At 66.1% G+C, this 17,055-nt stretch carries 15 protein-coding genes and 1 tRNA gene; 4 read left to right on the forward strand and 12 right to left on the reverse strand.

Annotation, left to right across the window (positions count from 1 at the left end):
* Window positions 1-273 precede the first annotated feature (273 nt).
* The 10 genes from AC1Q7Q_RS17350 to gloB form a co-directional block, all read right to left on the reverse strand.
* Window positions 274-684 carry a RidA family protein gene (locus AC1Q7Q_RS17350; protein WP_459371339.1) on the reverse strand — a complete coding sequence of 137 codons (411 nt, stop codon included), beginning with the start codon at window positions 682-684 and terminating at the stop codon, window positions 274-276.
* 76 nt (window positions 685-760) lie between these two features.
* Window positions 761-1,219 carry an acyl-CoA thioesterase gene (locus AC1Q7Q_RS17355; RefSeq protein ID WP_492373898.1) on the reverse strand — a complete coding sequence of 153 codons (459 nt, stop codon included), beginning with the start codon at window positions 1,217-1,219 and terminating at the stop codon, window positions 761-763.
* Window positions 1,216-2,889, reverse strand: a complete 1,674-nt coding sequence (locus AC1Q7Q_RS17360; RefSeq protein ID WP_492373899.1) for an AMP-binding protein — start codon at window positions 2,887-2,889, stop codon at window positions 1,216-1,218. Before AC1Q7Q_RS17360 ends, AC1Q7Q_RS17355 begins: the two co-directional genes overlap by 4 nt.
* A gap of 54 nt (window positions 2,890-2,943) precedes the next feature.
* Window positions 2,944-4,107: an acyl-CoA dehydrogenase family protein gene (locus tag AC1Q7Q_RS17365; RefSeq protein WP_492373900.1), complete on the reverse strand. Its 1,164-nt coding sequence runs from the start codon at window positions 4,105-4,107 to the stop codon at window positions 2,944-2,946.
* A 15-nt stretch (window positions 4,108-4,122) separates the two neighbouring features.
* Complete coding sequence (locus AC1Q7Q_RS17370) at window positions 4,123-4,974, reverse strand: enoyl-CoA hydratase family protein (RefSeq protein WP_492373901.1); 852 nt, start codon at window positions 4,972-4,974, stop codon at window positions 4,123-4,125.
* A 52-nt stretch (window positions 4,975-5,026) separates the two neighbouring features.
* On the reverse strand, window positions 5,027-5,827 hold the full coding sequence (locus tag AC1Q7Q_RS17375; protein WP_174423353.1) for an SDR family NAD(P)-dependent oxidoreductase: 801 nt from the start codon (window positions 5,825-5,827) through the stop codon (window positions 5,027-5,029).
* A gap of 2 nt (window positions 5,828-5,829) precedes the next feature.
* Complete coding sequence (locus tag AC1Q7Q_RS17380) at window positions 5,830-8,229, reverse strand: bifunctional salicylyl-CoA 5-hydroxylase/oxidoreductase (protein WP_492373902.1); 2,400 nt, start codon at window positions 8,227-8,229, stop codon at window positions 5,830-5,832.
* A gap of 199 nt (window positions 8,230-8,428) precedes the next feature.
* Complete coding sequence (locus AC1Q7Q_RS17385; protein ID WP_492373903.1) at window positions 8,429-10,321, reverse strand: propionate--CoA ligase; 1,893 nt, start codon at window positions 10,319-10,321, stop codon at window positions 8,429-8,431.
* A gap of 250 nt (window positions 10,322-10,571) precedes the next feature.
* A complete protein-coding gene (locus AC1Q7Q_RS17390; protein WP_492387190.1) occupies window positions 10,572-12,257 on the reverse strand; it encodes a transglycosylase SLT domain-containing protein in 1,686 nt (561 codons plus the stop codon).
* 202 nt (window positions 12,258-12,459) lie between these two features.
* Entirely contained in the window at window positions 12,460-13,263 is an 804-nt protein-coding gene (gene gloB, locus AC1Q7Q_RS17395) for a hydroxyacylglutathione hydrolase (protein WP_492373905.1), read from the reverse strand.
* 10 nt (window positions 13,264-13,273) lie between these two features.
* On the opposite strand from gloB, the gene AC1Q7Q_RS17400 reads away from it, so the two are divergent.
* The 4 genes from AC1Q7Q_RS17400 (at window position 13,274) to AC1Q7Q_RS17415 (ending at window position 15,614) form a co-directional block, all read left to right on the forward strand.
* Entirely contained in the window at window positions 13,274-14,065 is a 792-nt protein-coding gene (locus AC1Q7Q_RS17400; protein ID WP_459371350.1) for a class I SAM-dependent methyltransferase, read from the forward strand.
* A 107-nt stretch (window positions 14,066-14,172) separates the two neighbouring features.
* A complete protein-coding gene (rnhA, locus tag AC1Q7Q_RS17405) occupies window positions 14,173-14,610 on the forward strand; it encodes a ribonuclease HI (RefSeq protein ID WP_150983353.1) in 438 nt (145 codons plus the stop codon).
* 74 nt (window positions 14,611-14,684) lie between these two features.
* Window positions 14,685-15,407: a DNA polymerase III subunit epsilon gene (gene dnaQ, locus AC1Q7Q_RS17410; protein WP_492375980.1), complete on the forward strand. Its 723-nt coding sequence runs from the start codon at window positions 14,685-14,687 to the stop codon at window positions 15,405-15,407.
* Between the two features lie 132 nt (window positions 15,408-15,539).
* Window positions 15,540-15,614 (forward strand) — tRNA-Val (locus AC1Q7Q_RS17415).
* 168 nt (window positions 15,615-15,782) lie between these two features.
* On the opposite strand, the gene AC1Q7Q_RS17420 is transcribed toward AC1Q7Q_RS17415, so the two are convergent.
* Both AC1Q7Q_RS17420 and AC1Q7Q_RS17425 read right to left on the reverse strand, forming a co-directional pair.
* Window positions 15,783-16,376 (reverse strand): ParB-like protein, encoded by a 594-nt coding sequence (locus AC1Q7Q_RS17420; RefSeq protein ID WP_492375979.1) that lies wholly within the window; start codon window positions 16,374-16,376, stop codon window positions 15,783-15,785.
* Window positions 16,377-16,680: 304 nt separating this feature from the next.
* Complete coding sequence (locus AC1Q7Q_RS17425; RefSeq protein WP_492375978.1) at window positions 16,681-17,010, reverse strand: hypothetical protein; 330 nt, start codon at window positions 17,008-17,010, stop codon at window positions 16,681-16,683.
* Between the last annotated feature and the right edge of the window lie 45 nt (window positions 17,011-17,055).

Below are 17,055 nucleotides of genomic sequence, written 5' to 3' on the forward strand. Positions count from 1 at the left end.
GCGGATTGTCGATTTCGTCGACTGGGCGCGATGCTTGTCGCCGGGGCCGTTCGCTCGGTGCTCGATACGCCACATAAAACAATGCGGCGGAGCCAGGGCGAAATGGGGGCGGCGGAAGGTGGAATTCGGTAGGCGCTAGGGTGAGGGGTTCTGAAAGCGAAACTTTTGGATTATACCCCGCGCCACCCATTTTCTCAAGTTATCAAGGACTTGCGGACGCCTCCACCCTCCTCAACGGGCCCGGCAGCCCGGCGGCATGCCGGGCCGATGGCGTCATTCGCCGGCCGGCACCACCGCTGTCACCTCGATCTCCACCTTGGCGCGCGCCTCCACCAGATCGGCCACTTCCACCGCCGTCATGGCCGGAAAATGACGCCCGATGGTGGCGCGGTAGTGCTCGCCGATGGCGCGGTAGGCCGCCACATATTCCACCTTGTCCTTCACATACCAGGTCATGCGCACGATGTGCTCCGGACGCGCGCCGCCCGCCGCCAGCACCGCCACGATATTGCGCAGCGCCTGGCCAACCTGCTCGGCGAAGTCATCGGTCTCGAACTCGCACAGGCCGTTCCAGCCGATCTGTCCGCCGACGAAGAGCAGGCGGCTGCCCACCTGCATTTCGGTCATGGTGCCGTTCGAGTAGCCGCGTGGCGCGGCCCAGTCTGGTGGCTGGAGAATCTTCATGGTCGGTTTTCCGTAAGGTAAGAAGTGATCAGGATCTAGGATTGGGATCTTGTTTTTTTGTTTGGCCGGCTTCGCCCTACGCCCCGGACGGGTACATCGGTGCGGCCGCCGGGGCATCGGGCGCCAGGAAGCGCTCCATGGCCGAGCGGACTTCCGGCGGCAGCGCGCGCGACGTCATCTGCGCGGTATCCACGCATACCAGCCGCTGCGCGATCTCCACCCGCACGTCCCCTGCCGGCCCGACAAAGCGCACCCGCAACGAAAAGCTGCTGCGACCCAGCTGCGTCACGCGCAGCTCCCGCGTCAACAATTCGCCCAGGCGACTGGGCGCGACAAAGCGGGTGGACAATTCCGCCGTCGGCACGCCGGCCCGCCCTGCGCCATGCATTTCGGCGAAGGACCAGCCGAGCGCGTCGCGGAACCAGTCCTCGACCAAGTCGTTGAGCATCTCGAAGTAGCGCGGGAAGAACACGATGCCGGCAGCATCGCAATCCTTGAAGCGCACCCGCGCGCTGTTGCTGAAGAACGCGTTCACGGCTGCCTCGCACCCTCCGGTGCCCCGCCCTGCTCGGCCATCTGCCGCAGGCGGAAACGCTGCAGCTTGCCGGTCTCGGTGCGCGGCAGCGCATCGACAAAAATCACCTTGCGCGGATACTTGTACGGTGCGATCTCGGCCTTGACGTAGGACTGCAGTGCCGCGCAAGTCTCGTCGCTTGCCGCCACGCCCGGGCGCAGCACCACATAGGCAGCAACAATCTGGCCGCGCTCGGGGTCGGGCATGCCGACCACGCCACACTCGGCCACCGCCTCGTGGCGCATCAGCGCGCTCTCCACTTCAGGCCCGGCGATGTTGTAGCCAGCCGAGACGATCATGTCGTCGGAGCGTGCCTGGTAGTAGTAATAGCCGTCAGCATCCGCCTTGAAGGTATCGCCCGGCAGGTTCCAGCCGTCCTTTACATAGTTGGCCTGGCGCGGGTCGTCCAGGTAGCGGCATCCGGTGGGGCCGCGCACCGCCAGCTTGCCAACCGTGCCATGCGGCACGGGTTGCATCTGCTCGTCGACGATCTGCGCGATATAGCCGGGCACCACCTTGCCGATGGCACCGGGCCGCACGTCCGCGCCCGCGCTGGAAATAAAGATATGCATCATCTCGGTGCCGCCGATGCCGTCGGTCATCTCGATGCCCGTGGCCGCCTTCCAGCTCTGGCGCGTGGCGTCCGGCAGCGCCTCGCCTGCCGACACGCTCTTCTGCAGGCTGGACAGATCGTAGCCCGGTGCCAGCGCTGCCATCTGCCGATAGAAGGTCGGCGCGGTGAACACGATGGTGGCGCGCCAGGCCTGGATCAGCGCCAGCAGGCTTTCGGGCGTGAGCCGTTCGGCCAGCACGGTGGAAGCCCCGACCCGCAGCGGGAAGCACAGGATGCCGCCAAGGCCAAACGTAAAGGCCAGCGGCGGCGTGCCGCAGAAGATATCGTCCGGGCCGGGCTTGAGGACGTGACGCGGAAACAGGTCGCACATCGCGATCACGTCACGATGGAAATGCACCGTGCCCTTGGGCTGCCCCGTAGTGCCGCTGGTGAAGGCAATCAGGCAGATATCATCGGCCGCGGTATCGCAGGCTTCGAAGCGCTCGGGCTTGTTCGCCATCGCGGCTTCTACCGAACCGGCGCCGCTGCCGTTGAAGTACAGCGCCTGGGTCAGGCTCGGGCAATGGTGCTCGCCGCCTGGCTTGAGATTGGCCTCCAGCTCCTCGCGCAGGCGTTCGTCGCACAGCGCGGCGCTGACTGCCGCACGGTCGATCACCTGCTTGAGCTCCTTCGCGCGCAGCAGCGGCATGGTCGGCACTGCGATCAGGCCCGCCTTGACCACGGCCAGCCAGCACGCCGCCATCATCAGGTTGTTTGGGCCGCGCAGCAGTACCCGATTGCCCGGCACCAGCTTCATGTCGCCGGTCAGCACATGGGCAATGCGATTCGATAGCGCAGCCAGTTCGGCATAGCTGACGGTACGGTGCGCACCGTCTTGCTCGTAGCGGATTGCCACGCGCTCGCCGCGCCCCTCGCGCACGTGGCGCTCGACCAGTTCGAGCGCGCAGTTCATGCGCTCCGGATACCGGGTATCGGCGTTGAACAGGAACGCCGGCCACTGCTGCGGGGGCGGCAAGCGGTCCAGTGCATAGGTATCGAGGTGGGCTGTGCTCGCCATGGTTGTCTCCGCTTCCTTCATTCTGGTGATGCTGGTAAGGGTGGTGCGTTCTCGCTAAGCGCGGTGCTGCGCCAGCGTTTCGCGCGCGATGATCAGCTTCTGCACTTCGGTGGCGCCCTCGTAGATCCGCAAGGAACGGATCTCCCGATACAGGCTTTCCACGCGCGTGCCGACCTTGACGCCAAGGCCACCGAACATCTGCACCGCGCGATCAATCACCTGTTGCGCGTTCTCGGTGGCGACCATCTTGGCCATGGCAGCTTCGCGCGTGGTGCGCACGCCGGCCACATCGCGCAGCCACGCGGCGCGGTAGGTCAGCAGCGCCGCCGAATCGATGGCGGTGGCCATGTCGCCGATGGCGGCCTGCGTCAGTTGCAGGTCCGCCAGCATGCCGCCGAACATCGGCCGCGCGGTGGCACGGGCCAGCGCTTCGTCGAGCGCGGCGCGGCCAAAACCCAGCGAGGCGGCAGCCACCGACGCGCGGAAGATGTCCAGCGTCATCATGGCCACCTTGAAGCCCTGCCCTGCCTCGCCAAGCCTTGCGGTGACGGGCACCCGGCAGTTCTCGAAACGCAGCGTGGCAAGCGGGTGCGGCGCCATCACGTCGATGCGCTCGGCGATGGTCAGGCCGGGGGTGTGCGCATCCACGACAAAGGCGGAGATGCCGCGCGCACCCGGCGCCTCGCCGGTGCGGGCAAAGACGCAATAGAAGTCGGCGATGCCGCCGTTGGAGATCCAGGTCTTGACGCCATCGAGCACGTAGTGATCGCCATCCAGCACAGCACGGCATTGCATCGCGGCGACATCGGAACCGGCATCGGGTTCGGACAACGCGAACGCGGCAATCGCCTCGCCGCGCGCCACGCGCGGCAGGTAGCGTTCGCGCATGGCGTCGCTGCCGGCCAGCGTGATCGCGCCGCTGCCCAGGCCTTGCATGGCGAAGGCGAAGTCGGCCAGGCCATCATGGCGGGCCAGCGTTTCGCGCAGCAGGCACAGCGAGCGCGAGTCGAGCGTGTCGAGCGCGCCGCCGTAGGCGGCTGGCACGCAGTAGCGCAGCCAGCCGGCCGCGCCGAGCTGGCGCACCAGCGCTCGGCAGGCGGCATCGGTGTCGCTGTGGTCGACCTTGAGCGAGGCCGTGGCCCACGCATCGAGCCGTTGCTCTAGTTCACGGTGCGCGTCGTCGAAGAACGGCAGGCAGAGATAACCTTTGTCGGACATGGCTTGCTATTCCTTTCAGTCGCCTTCGAACACCGGGCGCGTCTTGGCCACGAACGCGTCGTAGGCGCGGCGGAAATCCCGGGTCTGCATGCAGATGGCCTGCGCCTCGGCCTCGGCCTCGATGGCTTCGTCCAGGCCCATATTCCATTCCTGGTGCAGCAGCTTCTTGGTCACGCCGTGGGCGAACGTCGGGCCAGCCGCAATCTGCGCGGCCAGTGCCTGCGCCTCGGCGAGCACAGCGTCCGGCGCATGCAGCGCATTGAAGAAGCCCCACTGCAGCCCTTCCGCCGCGGTCATCGCGCGACCGGTGTAAAGCAGCTCGCTCGCACGGCCCTGCCCGATCACGCGCGGCAGCAGCGAGCAGGCGCCCATATCGGCGCCGGCCAGCCCGACCCGCACGAACAGGAAAGCGGTCTTGGCCTGCGCCGTGCCCAGACGCATGTCCGAGGCCAGCGCCATCATCGCGCCGGCGCCAGCGCAGATGCCGTCGACGGCGCTGACGATGGGCTGCGGGCAAGCCCGCATGGCCTTGATCAGGTCGCCGGTCATGCGCGTGAATTCCAGCAGCTCCGGCATGGTCATGCGCGTGAGCGGGCCAATGATCTCGTGCACGTCGCCGCCGGAGCAGAAGTTGCCGCCGGCGCCGGTGATGACCACCGCCTTGATATCGGTGGCGTAGCACAGGCCGCGGAACAGGTCGCGCAGCTCGGCGTAGGAATCGAACGTGAGCGGGTTCTTGCGCTCGGGGCGGTTCAGCGTCACAGTGCCGACCTTGCCGTCGGCCGAGACCGACCACAGGAAGTGCCGCGGCTGGTAGCCGGCGAAGCTGCGCTTGTGGTGGCGCATGTCCAGTGCTATCTCACTCATCTCGTTTCTCGCTTGTTCGTTCTGATTCTGGTTGGCTTGCATGCGTTGGCGATCAACCCGCCATGACTTCGCCGCCGGCCACGGCGATCGACTGCCCGGTAATCGCGCTGGCCGATGGCTGGCACAGCCACGCCACGGCGTCCGCGACTTCGTCGGGCTGCACCAGCCGCCCCTGCGGATTGCCCTTGGCCAGTTCGGCGCGGGCCTGCGCCTCGGTACGGCCGGTCTTGCGCACGATGTTGGCGACCGCGTCGCGCACGATGTCGGTTTCCGTATAGCCGGGGCAGACCGCATTGACGGTGACACCACTGCTCGCCGTTTCCAGCGCCAGCGCGCGGGTCAGGCCAATCACGCCGTGCTTGGCCGCGCAATAGGCGCTCACATAACCATAGCCAACCAGCCCGGCCGTGCTGGCCACATTGATGATGCGGCCCCAGCCGTTGGCGAGCATGTGCGGCAGCGCGGCCTGCGTGCAGAGAAAGGTGCCGGTGAGGTTGACCTCGAGCATGGATTGCCATAGCGCAAGATCGGTCTTGCCGAACGGCGCGCTGCGCGCCTGGCCGGCATTGTTGATCAGCAGGTCGATGGGCCCGGCCTTGCCGGCGGCGTCGGCAAAGGCCGCTGCCACGCTGTCGGCCTGCGAAATATCCGCCGCCACAGTGCAAAGCATGGCGGGCGACACGACCGCCTCGGCCAGCGTATCGGCGGTGGCCGCCAGCGTAGCCGCGTCGCGGCCCAGCAGGGTTACGCTAGCGCCGTGCGAGAGCAGGCGGCGCGCGATGGCAGCGCCGATGCCGCGCCCGCCGCCCGTGACCAGCGCGTGCCGGCCCTGCAGGGAAAGATGCGCATTCATGCTCAGTGATCCTCCGGCTGGCGGGCTTGCTGGGCTTGACGGGCTAGTTGTGCCGCTCGCTCCAGATTGGTCTCGAGCTGGCGCTTGCCGGCCTGGTATTGCTTGGGCCAGGCCAGGTCGCGATGCCCCAGCCGCGCCGCCTCGTGAATGGTCCACGCGGGATCGGCCAGGTGCGGACGGGCAATCGCGCACAGGTCCGCGCGGCCGGCGGCGATGATGCTGTCGACGTGATCCGCCTCGAAGATCGCGCCAACAGCGATGGTGGCGATGCCGGCTTCGTTGCGGATGCGGTCGGCAAACGGCGTCTGGTACATGCGGCCGTACACCGGTGCCTGGTCCGGGCTCACCTGCCCGGACGAGCAGTCGATCATGTCGGCGCCCGCGGCCTTGAAGGCGCGCGCAATCTCGATCGCGTCGTCGGGCGTGATCCCGCCTTCGACCCAGTCGTGGGCCGAGATCCGCACGGACATCGGGCGCTCCTGCGGCCATACGGCACGCACGGCGGCAAAGACTTCCAGCGGGTAGCGCAGCCGCGCTTGCAGCGAGCCGCCGTATTCGTCGCTGCGCTGATTGGTCAGCGGCGAGATGAAGCTGGAGAGCAGGTAGCCGTGGGCGCAGTGCAGTTCCAGCCAGTCGAACCCGGCTTGGGCAGCGCGCCGCGCGCTGGCCACGAAATCGTCGCGCACGGCGTCCATATCGGCGCGGCTCATCTCGCGCGGCACTTGCGAGATGCCCGGCATATACGGCAGCGGCGAAGCCGACAGCACCGGCCAGTTGCCTTCGGCGAGCGGATAGTCCATCTGCTCCCAGCCGAGTTGCGTGGAGCCCTTGCGCCCGGCGTGGCCGATCTGCATGGCGATACGTGCGTCGCTGTTGGCATGCACGAAATCGACAATGCGGCGCCAGGCATCGCGCTGCTCATCGTTCCACAAGCCCGGGCAGCCCGGGGTGATGCGCGCATCCGGCGAGGTGCAGGTCATTTCCGCCACCACCATGCCCGCGCCGCCGAGCGCGCGCGCGCCCAGGTGCGTCAGGTGGAAGTCGCCCGGCACGCCGTCCTCGCAGGAGTACATGGCCATCGGCGACACCACCACGCGGTTCTTCAAGGTGACATTGCGCACGCGGTACGGCGTGAACATCGGCGGCACGGCGCGAGCCTCGGCCGCCTGCCCGGTGCTGGTGGCCTTGGCGACGTTGGCAGCCGCCTGCCCCGCCAGCCAGCGCTCGAAACCCTCGACGTAGCCGGGGTCTCGCACACGCAGGTTCTCGTGCGAGATGCGCTGCGAGCGCGTCAGCAGCGAATAGGCGAACTGCTCCGGCGCCAAGCCCGCGTAGCGCTCGACATTTTCGAACCACTCGGTGGAGTTGCGCGCGGCATTCTGGATCTTGAGCACTTCTACGCTGCGGGTGGCCTGGTAGCGCTCCAGCGCCTGCGGCAGCACGTCGGCGCCGCCCGCGCCGGCGTCGCGGATATTGTTGGCCAGGTCGATGGCGTCTTCCAGCGCCAGCTTGGTGCCGGAGCCGATCGAGAAATGCGCGGTATGCGCGGCGTCGCCCATCAGCACCACCGGCACGCGGCGGCCATCGGCCAGCGTGTTCCAGCGCACCCAGGTGCCGCAGATCACGCGGGGGAAACGAATCCAGTTGGCGGAGCCGCGCAGGTGCGTGGCGTTGCTGATCAGCGCATTGCCATCGAGGTAGCGGGCGAACAGCCGTTCGCAATAGGCCACCCCCTCCTCCTGGCTCATCTGCTCGATGCCGGCGGCACGCCACACATCTTCGGGCGCTTCGACAATAAACGTCGACGTGTTGTCGTCGAAGCGGTAGGCATGGGCCTGGAACCAGCCGTGCTCGGTTTTTTCAAAGGCGAAGGTGAAGGCGTCAAACAGCTTGCGCGTGCCGAGCCAGACAAAGCGGCACAGCCGGGTATCGATATCGGGCTGAAAGGTCTCTGCATAGCGCCCGCGCACGCGGCTGTTGATGCCATCGGCGGCAATCACGAGGTCGGCCTGGTATTGCCGCGCCAGTTCCTGGTCGTCCGTCACGTCGGTCTCGAACACCAGGTGCACGCCGAGCGCCTCGCAACGCGCCTGCAGGATGTTGAGCAAGCGCTTGCGGCCGATGCCGATAAAGCCATGCCCGCCGGAGCGCAGGGTGCGCCCGCCGATATGGATATCGATATCGTCCCAGTGGTTGAACGCCGCGTTGATCTGCTCCGCGCTGACCGGATCGGCCTGCTTGAGGTTGTCCATGGTGGCATCGGAGAACACCACGCCCCAGCCAAAGGTGTCATAGGGCCGGTTGCGCTCCACCACGTAGACCTCGTTGGAAGGGTCCCGCAGCTTCATCAGCAAGCCGAAGTACAGGCCCGAGGGGCCACCGCCGATACAGAGCACTCGCATTTTTTCGTCTCCTGCGTGCCGGCGTGGCCCCTGGGATTCTGAGTTCCAGGAGAGCCGTGCGGCACATGCGATGCGCGGGGAGCGCATCTAGATCATGCTTAAATATTTGATACTTAAAATATTAGTCGGCATGCGGCCCCCTGGCAAGGACAATCTTTTGCGCAGTGCAGCGCCCGTCGGAAGGCGGGCGCCCCTGCCTTCAGCCTTGCATCGCCGTGTGCAACTGCGCGAGTGCGGTGGGATCCTCAATCGTGGTCAGGTCGCCCGGGTCACGCCCTTCCGCCACCGCTTGCATGGCGCGGCGCAGCAGCTTGCCGGAACGCGTCTTGGGCAGCGCATTGACGAAGAACACGCGTGCCGGGCGCGCCACTGCCCCCAGTTGCTGGTCCACCGTCTTCATCACATCGGCCTCCAGCGCCAGCCGGTCTGGCTGGGTGGCGGTACGGCCCGCATCGCGCACGATCACAAAGGCCATCGCCACCTGGCCCTTGAGCGCATCGTGCACACCCACCACCGCCACCTCGGCCACTGCCGGGTGCGACGAAATGCTCTCCTCGATCTCGCGCGTGCCAAGACGGTGGCCCGCCACGTTGATCACATCGTCGGTACGCCCGAGGATAAAGATATAACCATCCTCGTCCTGCACACCCCAGTCGAACGTGGAATAGCAGCGCCGTCCCGGCACGCCGGACCAATACGTCTTGACGAAGCGTTCGTCGTCGCCCCATACCGTGGTCATGCAGCCCGGCGGCAGCGGCCCGTCGATGGCGACCACGCCCTTTTGCCCCGGCGGGCATTCGGCCCCGGTGGCCTCGTCGACGATCTTCAGGTCGTAGCCGTACACCGGCACGCCCGGAGAGCCGAGCTTGGCCGGCAGCGGGTCAAGGCCGCGCTGGATCGCGATGATCGGCCAGCCCGTCTCGGTCTGCCAGTAGTTGTCCACCACCGGCTTGCCGATGCCCTGCTGGATCCAGCTCGCGGTGGGCTCATCCAACGGCTCGCCGGCCAGGAACAGCAGGCGCAGGCTGGACAGGTCGTAGCGCGTGAGCCAGGCCGGGTCCTGCTTCTTCAGCACGCGAATGGCGGTGGGCGCGCTGAACATGATGTTCACGCGGTACTGCTCCACCAGTTGCCACAGGATGCCGCCGTCCGGGCGGATCGGCGTGCCTTCGTACATGATCGTGGCCATGCCCGCCAGCAGCGGCCCGTAGACGATGTAGCTGTGCCCCACCACCCAGCCGATATCGGAACTGGAGAACATGGTGTCGCCAGCCTTGCCACAGAAGATGTACTCCATCGAGGCCGCCAGCGCGACCGCGTAGCCGCCCGTATCGCGCTGCACGCCCTTGGGCTTGCCGGTGGTGCCGGACGTGTAAAGCACGTAGGACGGCTCGCTCGATTCGAGCCATACGCACGGCACGCGCGCCGTGCCAACGCGCTCGCGCCAGGCGCCATAGTCTTCATCGCGGCCAGGCGTGAGCGCCATCGGGGAAAGCTGGCGATCCACCAGCAGCACGCGCTCCGGCTTGTGCGTGGCCAGTTTCACCGCCTCGTCCAGCAACGGCTTGTAGGGCACTACCTTGCCGGCGCGCGAGCCGGCATCCGCACTGACGATCACGCGCGGCTGCGCATCGTCGATGCGCGCGGCCAGGCTCACCGAGGCAAAGCCGCCGAACACGACGGAATGAATGGCGCCAATGCGCGCGCAGGCCAGCATGGCAAACGCGGCCTCGGGAATCATCGGCATGTAGATCAGCACGCGGTCGCCCTTTACCACACCCAGCTGCTGCAGGATTGCGGCCATGCGGTTGACCTCGTCGTGCAATTCGGCATAGCTGTAGGTGCGGTGCAGGCCGGTTTCAGTCGATACGTAGATCAGCGCGGCCTGGTCCGCGCGCTCGGCCAGATGACGATCGACGGCGTTATGGCAAAGATTGGTGCGGCCACCGACGAACCACCGGGTGAATGGCGGGCAGCTGTCGTCCAGCACGGTGTCGAACGGGGTTTCCCAGTCGATGCGGCGAGCCTGTTCAGCCCAGAAGCCTTCGGGGTCGCTCAGCGAGCGGGCGTGCAAGGCACGGGTAGCCGTCATGGCTTGTCTCCTCCGCTTGGATGCGGGTTATTGGTTTGTTTGTGGGGTTGTTTGTTGGTTTATTGATTTGCTGTCGCTAGTTTGCCACCACCGGGGCGGCATGGCGCCTGGCATGCCGTGGCCGAACCGAGCCACTGGTTCCCGCAGTCTGCGCATGCCGCCTTACGCAAGGCTTACCCACAATGCGCCGCACCAGGCAAAAGGGCGTGCCATTGGCACGCCCTTGATCTGGCTCAAACCCACTACCGCTTTAGCGCGCGTGCGCCTTGGTCTTCGCCGGCCCCGCCGCTGATTTGCTGGCCGCCTTGGCACTGGCCGGCTTGGCGCTGGCCTTGGCTGCCGAAACGGTCGGCGCAGGCTTGGCCGATGACCTTGCCGTGGCCGCGGCGCCCTTGCGCGGCGCGGCCTCGACCGTCACGCGCTGGCGCGGCGCGGCGCGCCCCTTGGCCGTTCCCCGCGCCGGCTCGGCCCGCACCGGGACCAGCGCGGTAGCGGTGGGAGCCGGCTCGGGCGCGCTGACGAAGCGGGAGCGCGCCGGCACCATCAGCACCAGGCTCTGCCCCGCCACCAGCTTGGTGCCGGAGAGCTTGTTCCAGGACTGCACCTGGCCAGCCGACACGCCATAGCGATGCGCAAGCGTTGCCACCGTATCGCGCCGCCCGGCCCGCACCACCACGCGGCGTGCGTCCGGCACGTCTGGCTCCATGGCCATCGTGGCGCTTTCAGCCAGCGTGGCGCTGATGTCCTGGTTGTGATCCTCGGAGCGCGGCACCACCACCGTGGAGCCGGCCTTCAGCCGCATGCCTTTGGGAATGCGGTTGATCTCGCGAATCGTGTCCGCATCGATATTCAGCCGTGCCGCCAGTGCCTCGATGCGCTCGCGGTTATCCACCGTCACGGCCGTCCAGCTCGACAGGCCGCCACGGTAGGTGTTCAGGTTGTACTGGAAGCGCTCGGCGTTATCGAAGGGCAGCAGGATCTGCGGATTTGCCGCGCCCAGGATTACCGGCCGGTTGAAGGACGGATTGAGCGCCTTGAACTCGTCGAGCGGCAGGTTGGCGAGCTTGGCCGCCAGCTTGACGTCGATGTCGCGTGAGGTGGTCACCGTGACAAAGTACGGGTGGTCCGGAATATCCGGCAGCTTCACCCCATACATCTGGGGATTGGCAATGATGTTCTTGACCGCCTGCAACTTCGGCACGTAATAGCGCGTCTCGTTGGGCATGTTCAAGCTGGCGTAGTCGGTCGGCAGCCCGCGCGCCTGGTTGCGCGCGATGGCGCGCGACACCGCGCCCTCGCCCCAGTTATATGCCGCCAGCGCCAGTTGCCAGTCGCCGAACATGTCGTACAGCCGCTGCAGGTAGTCCAGCGCCGCGTCGGTCGAGGCCAGCACATCCCGCCGCTCGTCGCGGAACATGTTCTGCTTCAGGTTATAGCTCTTGCCGGTGCTGGGAATGAACTGCCACATGCCGGCCGCCTTGGCGGTGGACTCGGCCTGCGGGTTGAACGCGCTCTCCACGAACGGCAGCAGCGCCAGCTCCGTGGGCATTTTGCGGCGCTCCAACTCCTCGACAATGTGATAGAGGTAGCGGCTTGAGCGCCCCACCATCCGTTCCATGTATTCCGGGCGCTGCGCGTACCACTGCGTGCGATCGTCAACCAGCGTGCCTTCCAGGTCCGGCATGCCGAAGCCGCGGCGGATGCGGTCCCAGATGTCGCTCGACGGCCCGCGCAACCAGTCCAGGCTGTCGCGGTCCACGTTGATGACACCTGCGCTGTTGATCGAGTTGAGCGGATCAGGCTTGGAAATCGCGGGCCTGGAAGCGGAGGCGGTCGCTGTGGCGCCATCGGCGCCCTCGGGCGGAGTGGGCGTGCTGGCACACGCTGCAAGCAGCGCGGCACACGCAACTACCGCCAGTAATCGACCAATTTTCATTAAGTTCTCAAATCGTGACGCTAAAAATTTGCCTGATGCTAAGAAAAAGCGGCTTTCGCGTCAATGAAATTCTCCCTGCCGCGGCACTGGGCCGAGGCCGGCTGGGACGTATCGGGTACGTGAAAAACGCCGCCCCGGCCAAGCGCGCCCAAGGCTTGCGGGCGCACGGAAGGACGTAACGGCAAGCGGGGATCAGCGCAAATCAGCGGAAATTATCTTTCCAGCCACGCAGCGCGCCAAAGGCCGCTGCGTCATTGCCGGCCACCCCGCCGGCGTGGGCCGCCACCGCCTCGCGCACCGCGGGCACACGCGAGCGCAGGAAGGGATTGACCTCGCGCTCCTGCCCGATTGTGGTCGGCACGGTCGGTGTGCCGACCGCGCGCAACGCATCCACCCGTGCCTCCCAGGCTGCCAGCTCGGCATTATGCGGCTCCACCGCGCGGGCGAACCGCACATTGCTGCGGGTGTACTCGTGGGCGCAGTACACCCGGGTGGCGCCGGGCAGCGCCGCCAGCTTGTCCAGCGACGACAACATCTGCGCCGGCGAGCCCTCGAACAAGCGGCCGCAGCCGCTGGCAAACAGCGTATCGCCACAGAAGACCGAAGGCCCTGCGCCCGGCAGGTCCGCCACGTACGCGACATGGCCGGCGGTATGGCCCGGCACGTCGAGCACCTTGAGTTGCAGCGACGGGTGCACCACGTTCACGGTATCGCCCTCGCGCACCGCCACGGTACGTGCGCCGATGCGCTCGCCGGCCGGGCCAATGACCGGCAACGGGGCGCCATCCGGCGCGGTGGGATGCGCCGCCAGCAACCCGGCCACCCCGCCCTGGTGATCGCCATGGTGGTGGGTGATTACAATAGCGCCCAGCGTCAGCCCCTCGCGTGCCAGGAAGGCTTCGACCGGCGCGGCTTCGCCCGGGTCGACCACGGCGGCGCAGTGACCGTCGTGGATTGCCCAGATATAGTTATCCTGGAATGCGGGAATCGGCTCCACCTTCAACATGCGTGCTCCTATGTCCAAGCGTCCGATTATAAATTGGGAAGACTGGCTTGCCTCGCCTCCCGGGCAATACATGCTCGAGTGGGAGCAGGCGCAGTACGACCGGATCGTGGTGGATATCTTCGGCTACCACGCGGTGCAGCTCGGCCTGCCGCACATCGACACCCTGCGCGAGAACCGCATGCCGTTCTCCGCACTGGCCCTTGCCCCCGGCAACGGACCCCACGGCCCACGGGCACAGGCCGATTCGCGTCAGTTGCTGTGCCGCTTCGACGAACTGCCGTTCGAGACGCAAAGTATCGATCTGATCACCCTGCCCCACATCCTGGAGTTTTCGGAAGACCCGCACGAGGTGCTGCGCGAGGTGTCCCGCGTGCTGATGCCGGAAGGCCGGGTGGTGGTGACCTGCTTCAACCCCATGAGCCTGTGGGGCGCCCGCCAAGGCCTCAAACGGCTCGGCGCCGACCCCTTCCTGCCCAACGACAGCCAGTCCATCGGCTTCGTGCGCATCAAGGACTGGCTCAAACTCCTGGGTTTCGATATTATCCGCGGCCGGTTCGGCTGCTATTGCCCACCGTACCGCACCGAGCGCTGGCTGCAGCGCGCCGCCTTCATGGAGAAGGCCGGCGACCGCTGGTGGCCGATCTTCGGTTCAGTCTATATGATCTCGGCGGTCAAGCGCGTGCGCAATATCCGCCTGGTCGGCCCCGCCTGGAAGAGTCCCAAGGCTGCGCTGTCGCCAGTCGCCGCGCCGGTGGCAACCCCCACGGGCACCCACGGCAAGTCCCCCGGCGACGAGCATTAAGCGCCATCCAAGCGCTGCCGCCCCCCCAATCACCCCGGTTGGCCCCGCCTCATCGCGGTGCCACCCTTAGCTTAGCCAATACCCAATACCCAATGGAACCCAGCGAAATCGAAGACGTCATCATCTATTCGGACGGCGCCTGCAAAGGCAACCCCGGGCGCGGCGGCTGGGGCGCCGTGCTGGTGTCCGGCACCAACGAGAAAGAGCTGTTCGGCGGCGAAGCCCTCACCACCAACAACCGCATGGAAATGACGGCCGTGATCGAGGCCCTGCGCGCGCTCAAGCGCCGCTGCCGGATCAAGGTCTACACCGACTCCCAATACGTGCAGAAAGGCATCGGCGAATGGCTGCCGGGCTGGAAGGCCCGCGGCTGGAAGACCGCCGACAAGAAGCCGGTAAAGAATGCCGACCTCTGGCAGGAAATGGACAAGCTCGCGCAGCAGCACGACATCACCTGGCACTGGGTCCGCGGCCACAACGGCCACCCCGGCAACGAACGCGCCGATGCCCTTGCCAACCGTGGCGTCGACTCGCTCAAGGGATAAAGCCGGCCCCATACCGCCTCATAGCGCCCCACACCGGCCCGACTTCCCCCGCCCCACCGGTTAGAATGCCCGCCATGCGACAGATCGTTCTCGACACAGAAACCACCGGCCTGAGCGCCGCCACCGGCGACCGCCTGATTGAAATCGGCTGCGTGGAGCTGCTCAACCGCCGCCTCACGGGCAGGCATCTGCACTTCTACGTCAACCCGGAACGCGATATCGACGAAGGCGCGATCGCGGTGCACGGCATCACCGTAGACTTCCTGGCCGACAAGCCCAAGTTCGCGGAAGTGGTCAACGAGATCCGGGACTTCGTCCAGGACGCCGAGCTGATCATCCACAACGCGCCCTTCGACCTTGGCTTCCTCGACATGGAGTTCAAGCTTGTCGGGCTGCCGCCGTTTCGCGAGCACGCTGGCAATGTGATCGACACCCTGCGCGAAGCCCGCCAGATGTTCCCCGGCAAGCGCAACTCGCTGGACGCCCTGTGCGACCGCCTGGGCGTCAGCAACGCCCACCGTACCCTGCACGGCGCATTGCTCGATGCCGAGCTGCTGGCCGAGGTCTACCTCGCCATGACGCGCGGGCAGAACTCACTGGTGATCGACATGCTCGACGGCGGCGGCGCCGAGAGCGACGCAGTGGCCGCCACCGACCTCTCCCGCCTCGACCTGCCCGTGCTGATGGCCAGCGAAGATGAAGCCACCGCCCACCTGGCGGTGCTCAAACAGCTGGAAAAGGCGAGCGGTGGCAAAGTCGTATGGAAGGAAGCACCGCCGGCGAGCGAAGCCGCATAGACGGGGCAAGATTGCCGGCCGAAAGTAGCCAACGGATTTTTTGCAGAAATTTCCAGGAAGGGCTTTACAAGATACAACGGCGCTGACATAATCTTGTTTCTCTGCAGCACAGCAGTAACAGCGCAGCAGCAGGGGTGGTTAGCTCAGCGGTAGAGCACTGCCTTCACACGGCAGGGGTCACAGGTTCAATCCCTGTACCACCCACCAAATTAGTGGCTAGCAACTGCCTACGTTGCCGAAAAACCCAGACAGCGAAAGCTCTCTGGGTTTTTTGTTGCCCGGTATCGGCCAACGCGCCAGGCCGGGAGAGTCAGCTCGGCCAATCATTTGCCGAGCCCCTGCTGCTGACTCTGGTGCCGCTTACCCTGGTGCTGATTACGCTGCGTATCCGGGCAGGCCGACAGCCAGCTTGCCTTTTGCCAGCGTGATGCCTCGCCGGACCGCTGCGTGAAAGTCGGCGCTAAGGTCCTCGACGGCGATGGCGCGGCGAAAGAAGTCCGCCCACACGAACTCCGCAAAGGCGGTAGGCGTCTTGGTGTAGCCACCAGCGTCCCGGACATACCCGGCCAGCGACCGATATGGATCGTCGACCAGTTTCTCCAGGTGATGGGGAACCGCAGCGTAGCAGTGCCGCACGCCGTGTTCGTCCAGGGGATGAACCCATAGGCTCTTATCCATCTGCACCCAGAAATCGTCCTGCGCGCAAGCCGACAGATCGGCTTCCACGGTGAAAAATCCACTGGTGACGCCGGCCTCCAGGGCAGCCCGCCCGAGATGATGGTGATCGGTGATGTAAAGCTTGCCGCCCGGCCCGTTTACCGCCGGGATCGGATGGGCCTGCAGGAACTCGCGCTGCTCCGCAGGCTTTAGCGAGGCCAGGTGTTTCTTCTTGTCCTGCACTTCGATCATGCCCACCGTCAGTTGCGTCGGGTGGAGTTCGTGAATCAGGGATTCGCGGACCGCTGCCATGTTGCCCTCCTCTTCATTCTTCCGCACAGGTTCTGCACAAGGCAAGATTAGCAGGCATATCGCCAACGATCAGAACGAATAAGGGCTTGGGTGCGCGGGAGGCAGCCAAGCCGGATGCGGGTTTCGCTCGCCGTCAGGTGCGCCGGTAGTGCCGCCGGCAATGCCGGACAGGTCTTCCCCGCACCTTGGGTTCGCGATGAAAGATGGCCCGGATCGCGAACGCGTACACCCCGACGATCAGCAGGGCAGCGACAAGGAGGGGGAGAACCGGCATGACGGACTCCGATCGGGCCTGCTCCAACGCTCACCGGCCATGGCCGCCACCGTTATGACCACCGCCGCCATGACCACCGCCATGACCCTCCCCATGCCCCTCGCCGTGGCCGCCATGACCATGGTGACCATCACCGCCGTGGCCACCACCATGGAAGAACACGGCACCACCCCCATAAAACCCGGGCCACCAGCCGTAGTCATAGTAGGGGCCATAGGGGTAAGCGGGATAGTAAGCGCCGTAAGGATAAGTGCCTTCGGGCGGATAGCCGTAGCCATAGCCGTCATATGCAGGCACTGCCGCGCACCCGGCCAGCGTCATGGCCGCAACGATTGTGAGGATTTTGATACATGTGCCCATCGCCAATTCCTGACGCGTTCGTGTAGTTAGACACGAATTTCCAGT

The sequence above is a fragment of the Cupriavidus sp. GW823-FHT07A04 genome (genome assembly GCF_058794615.1).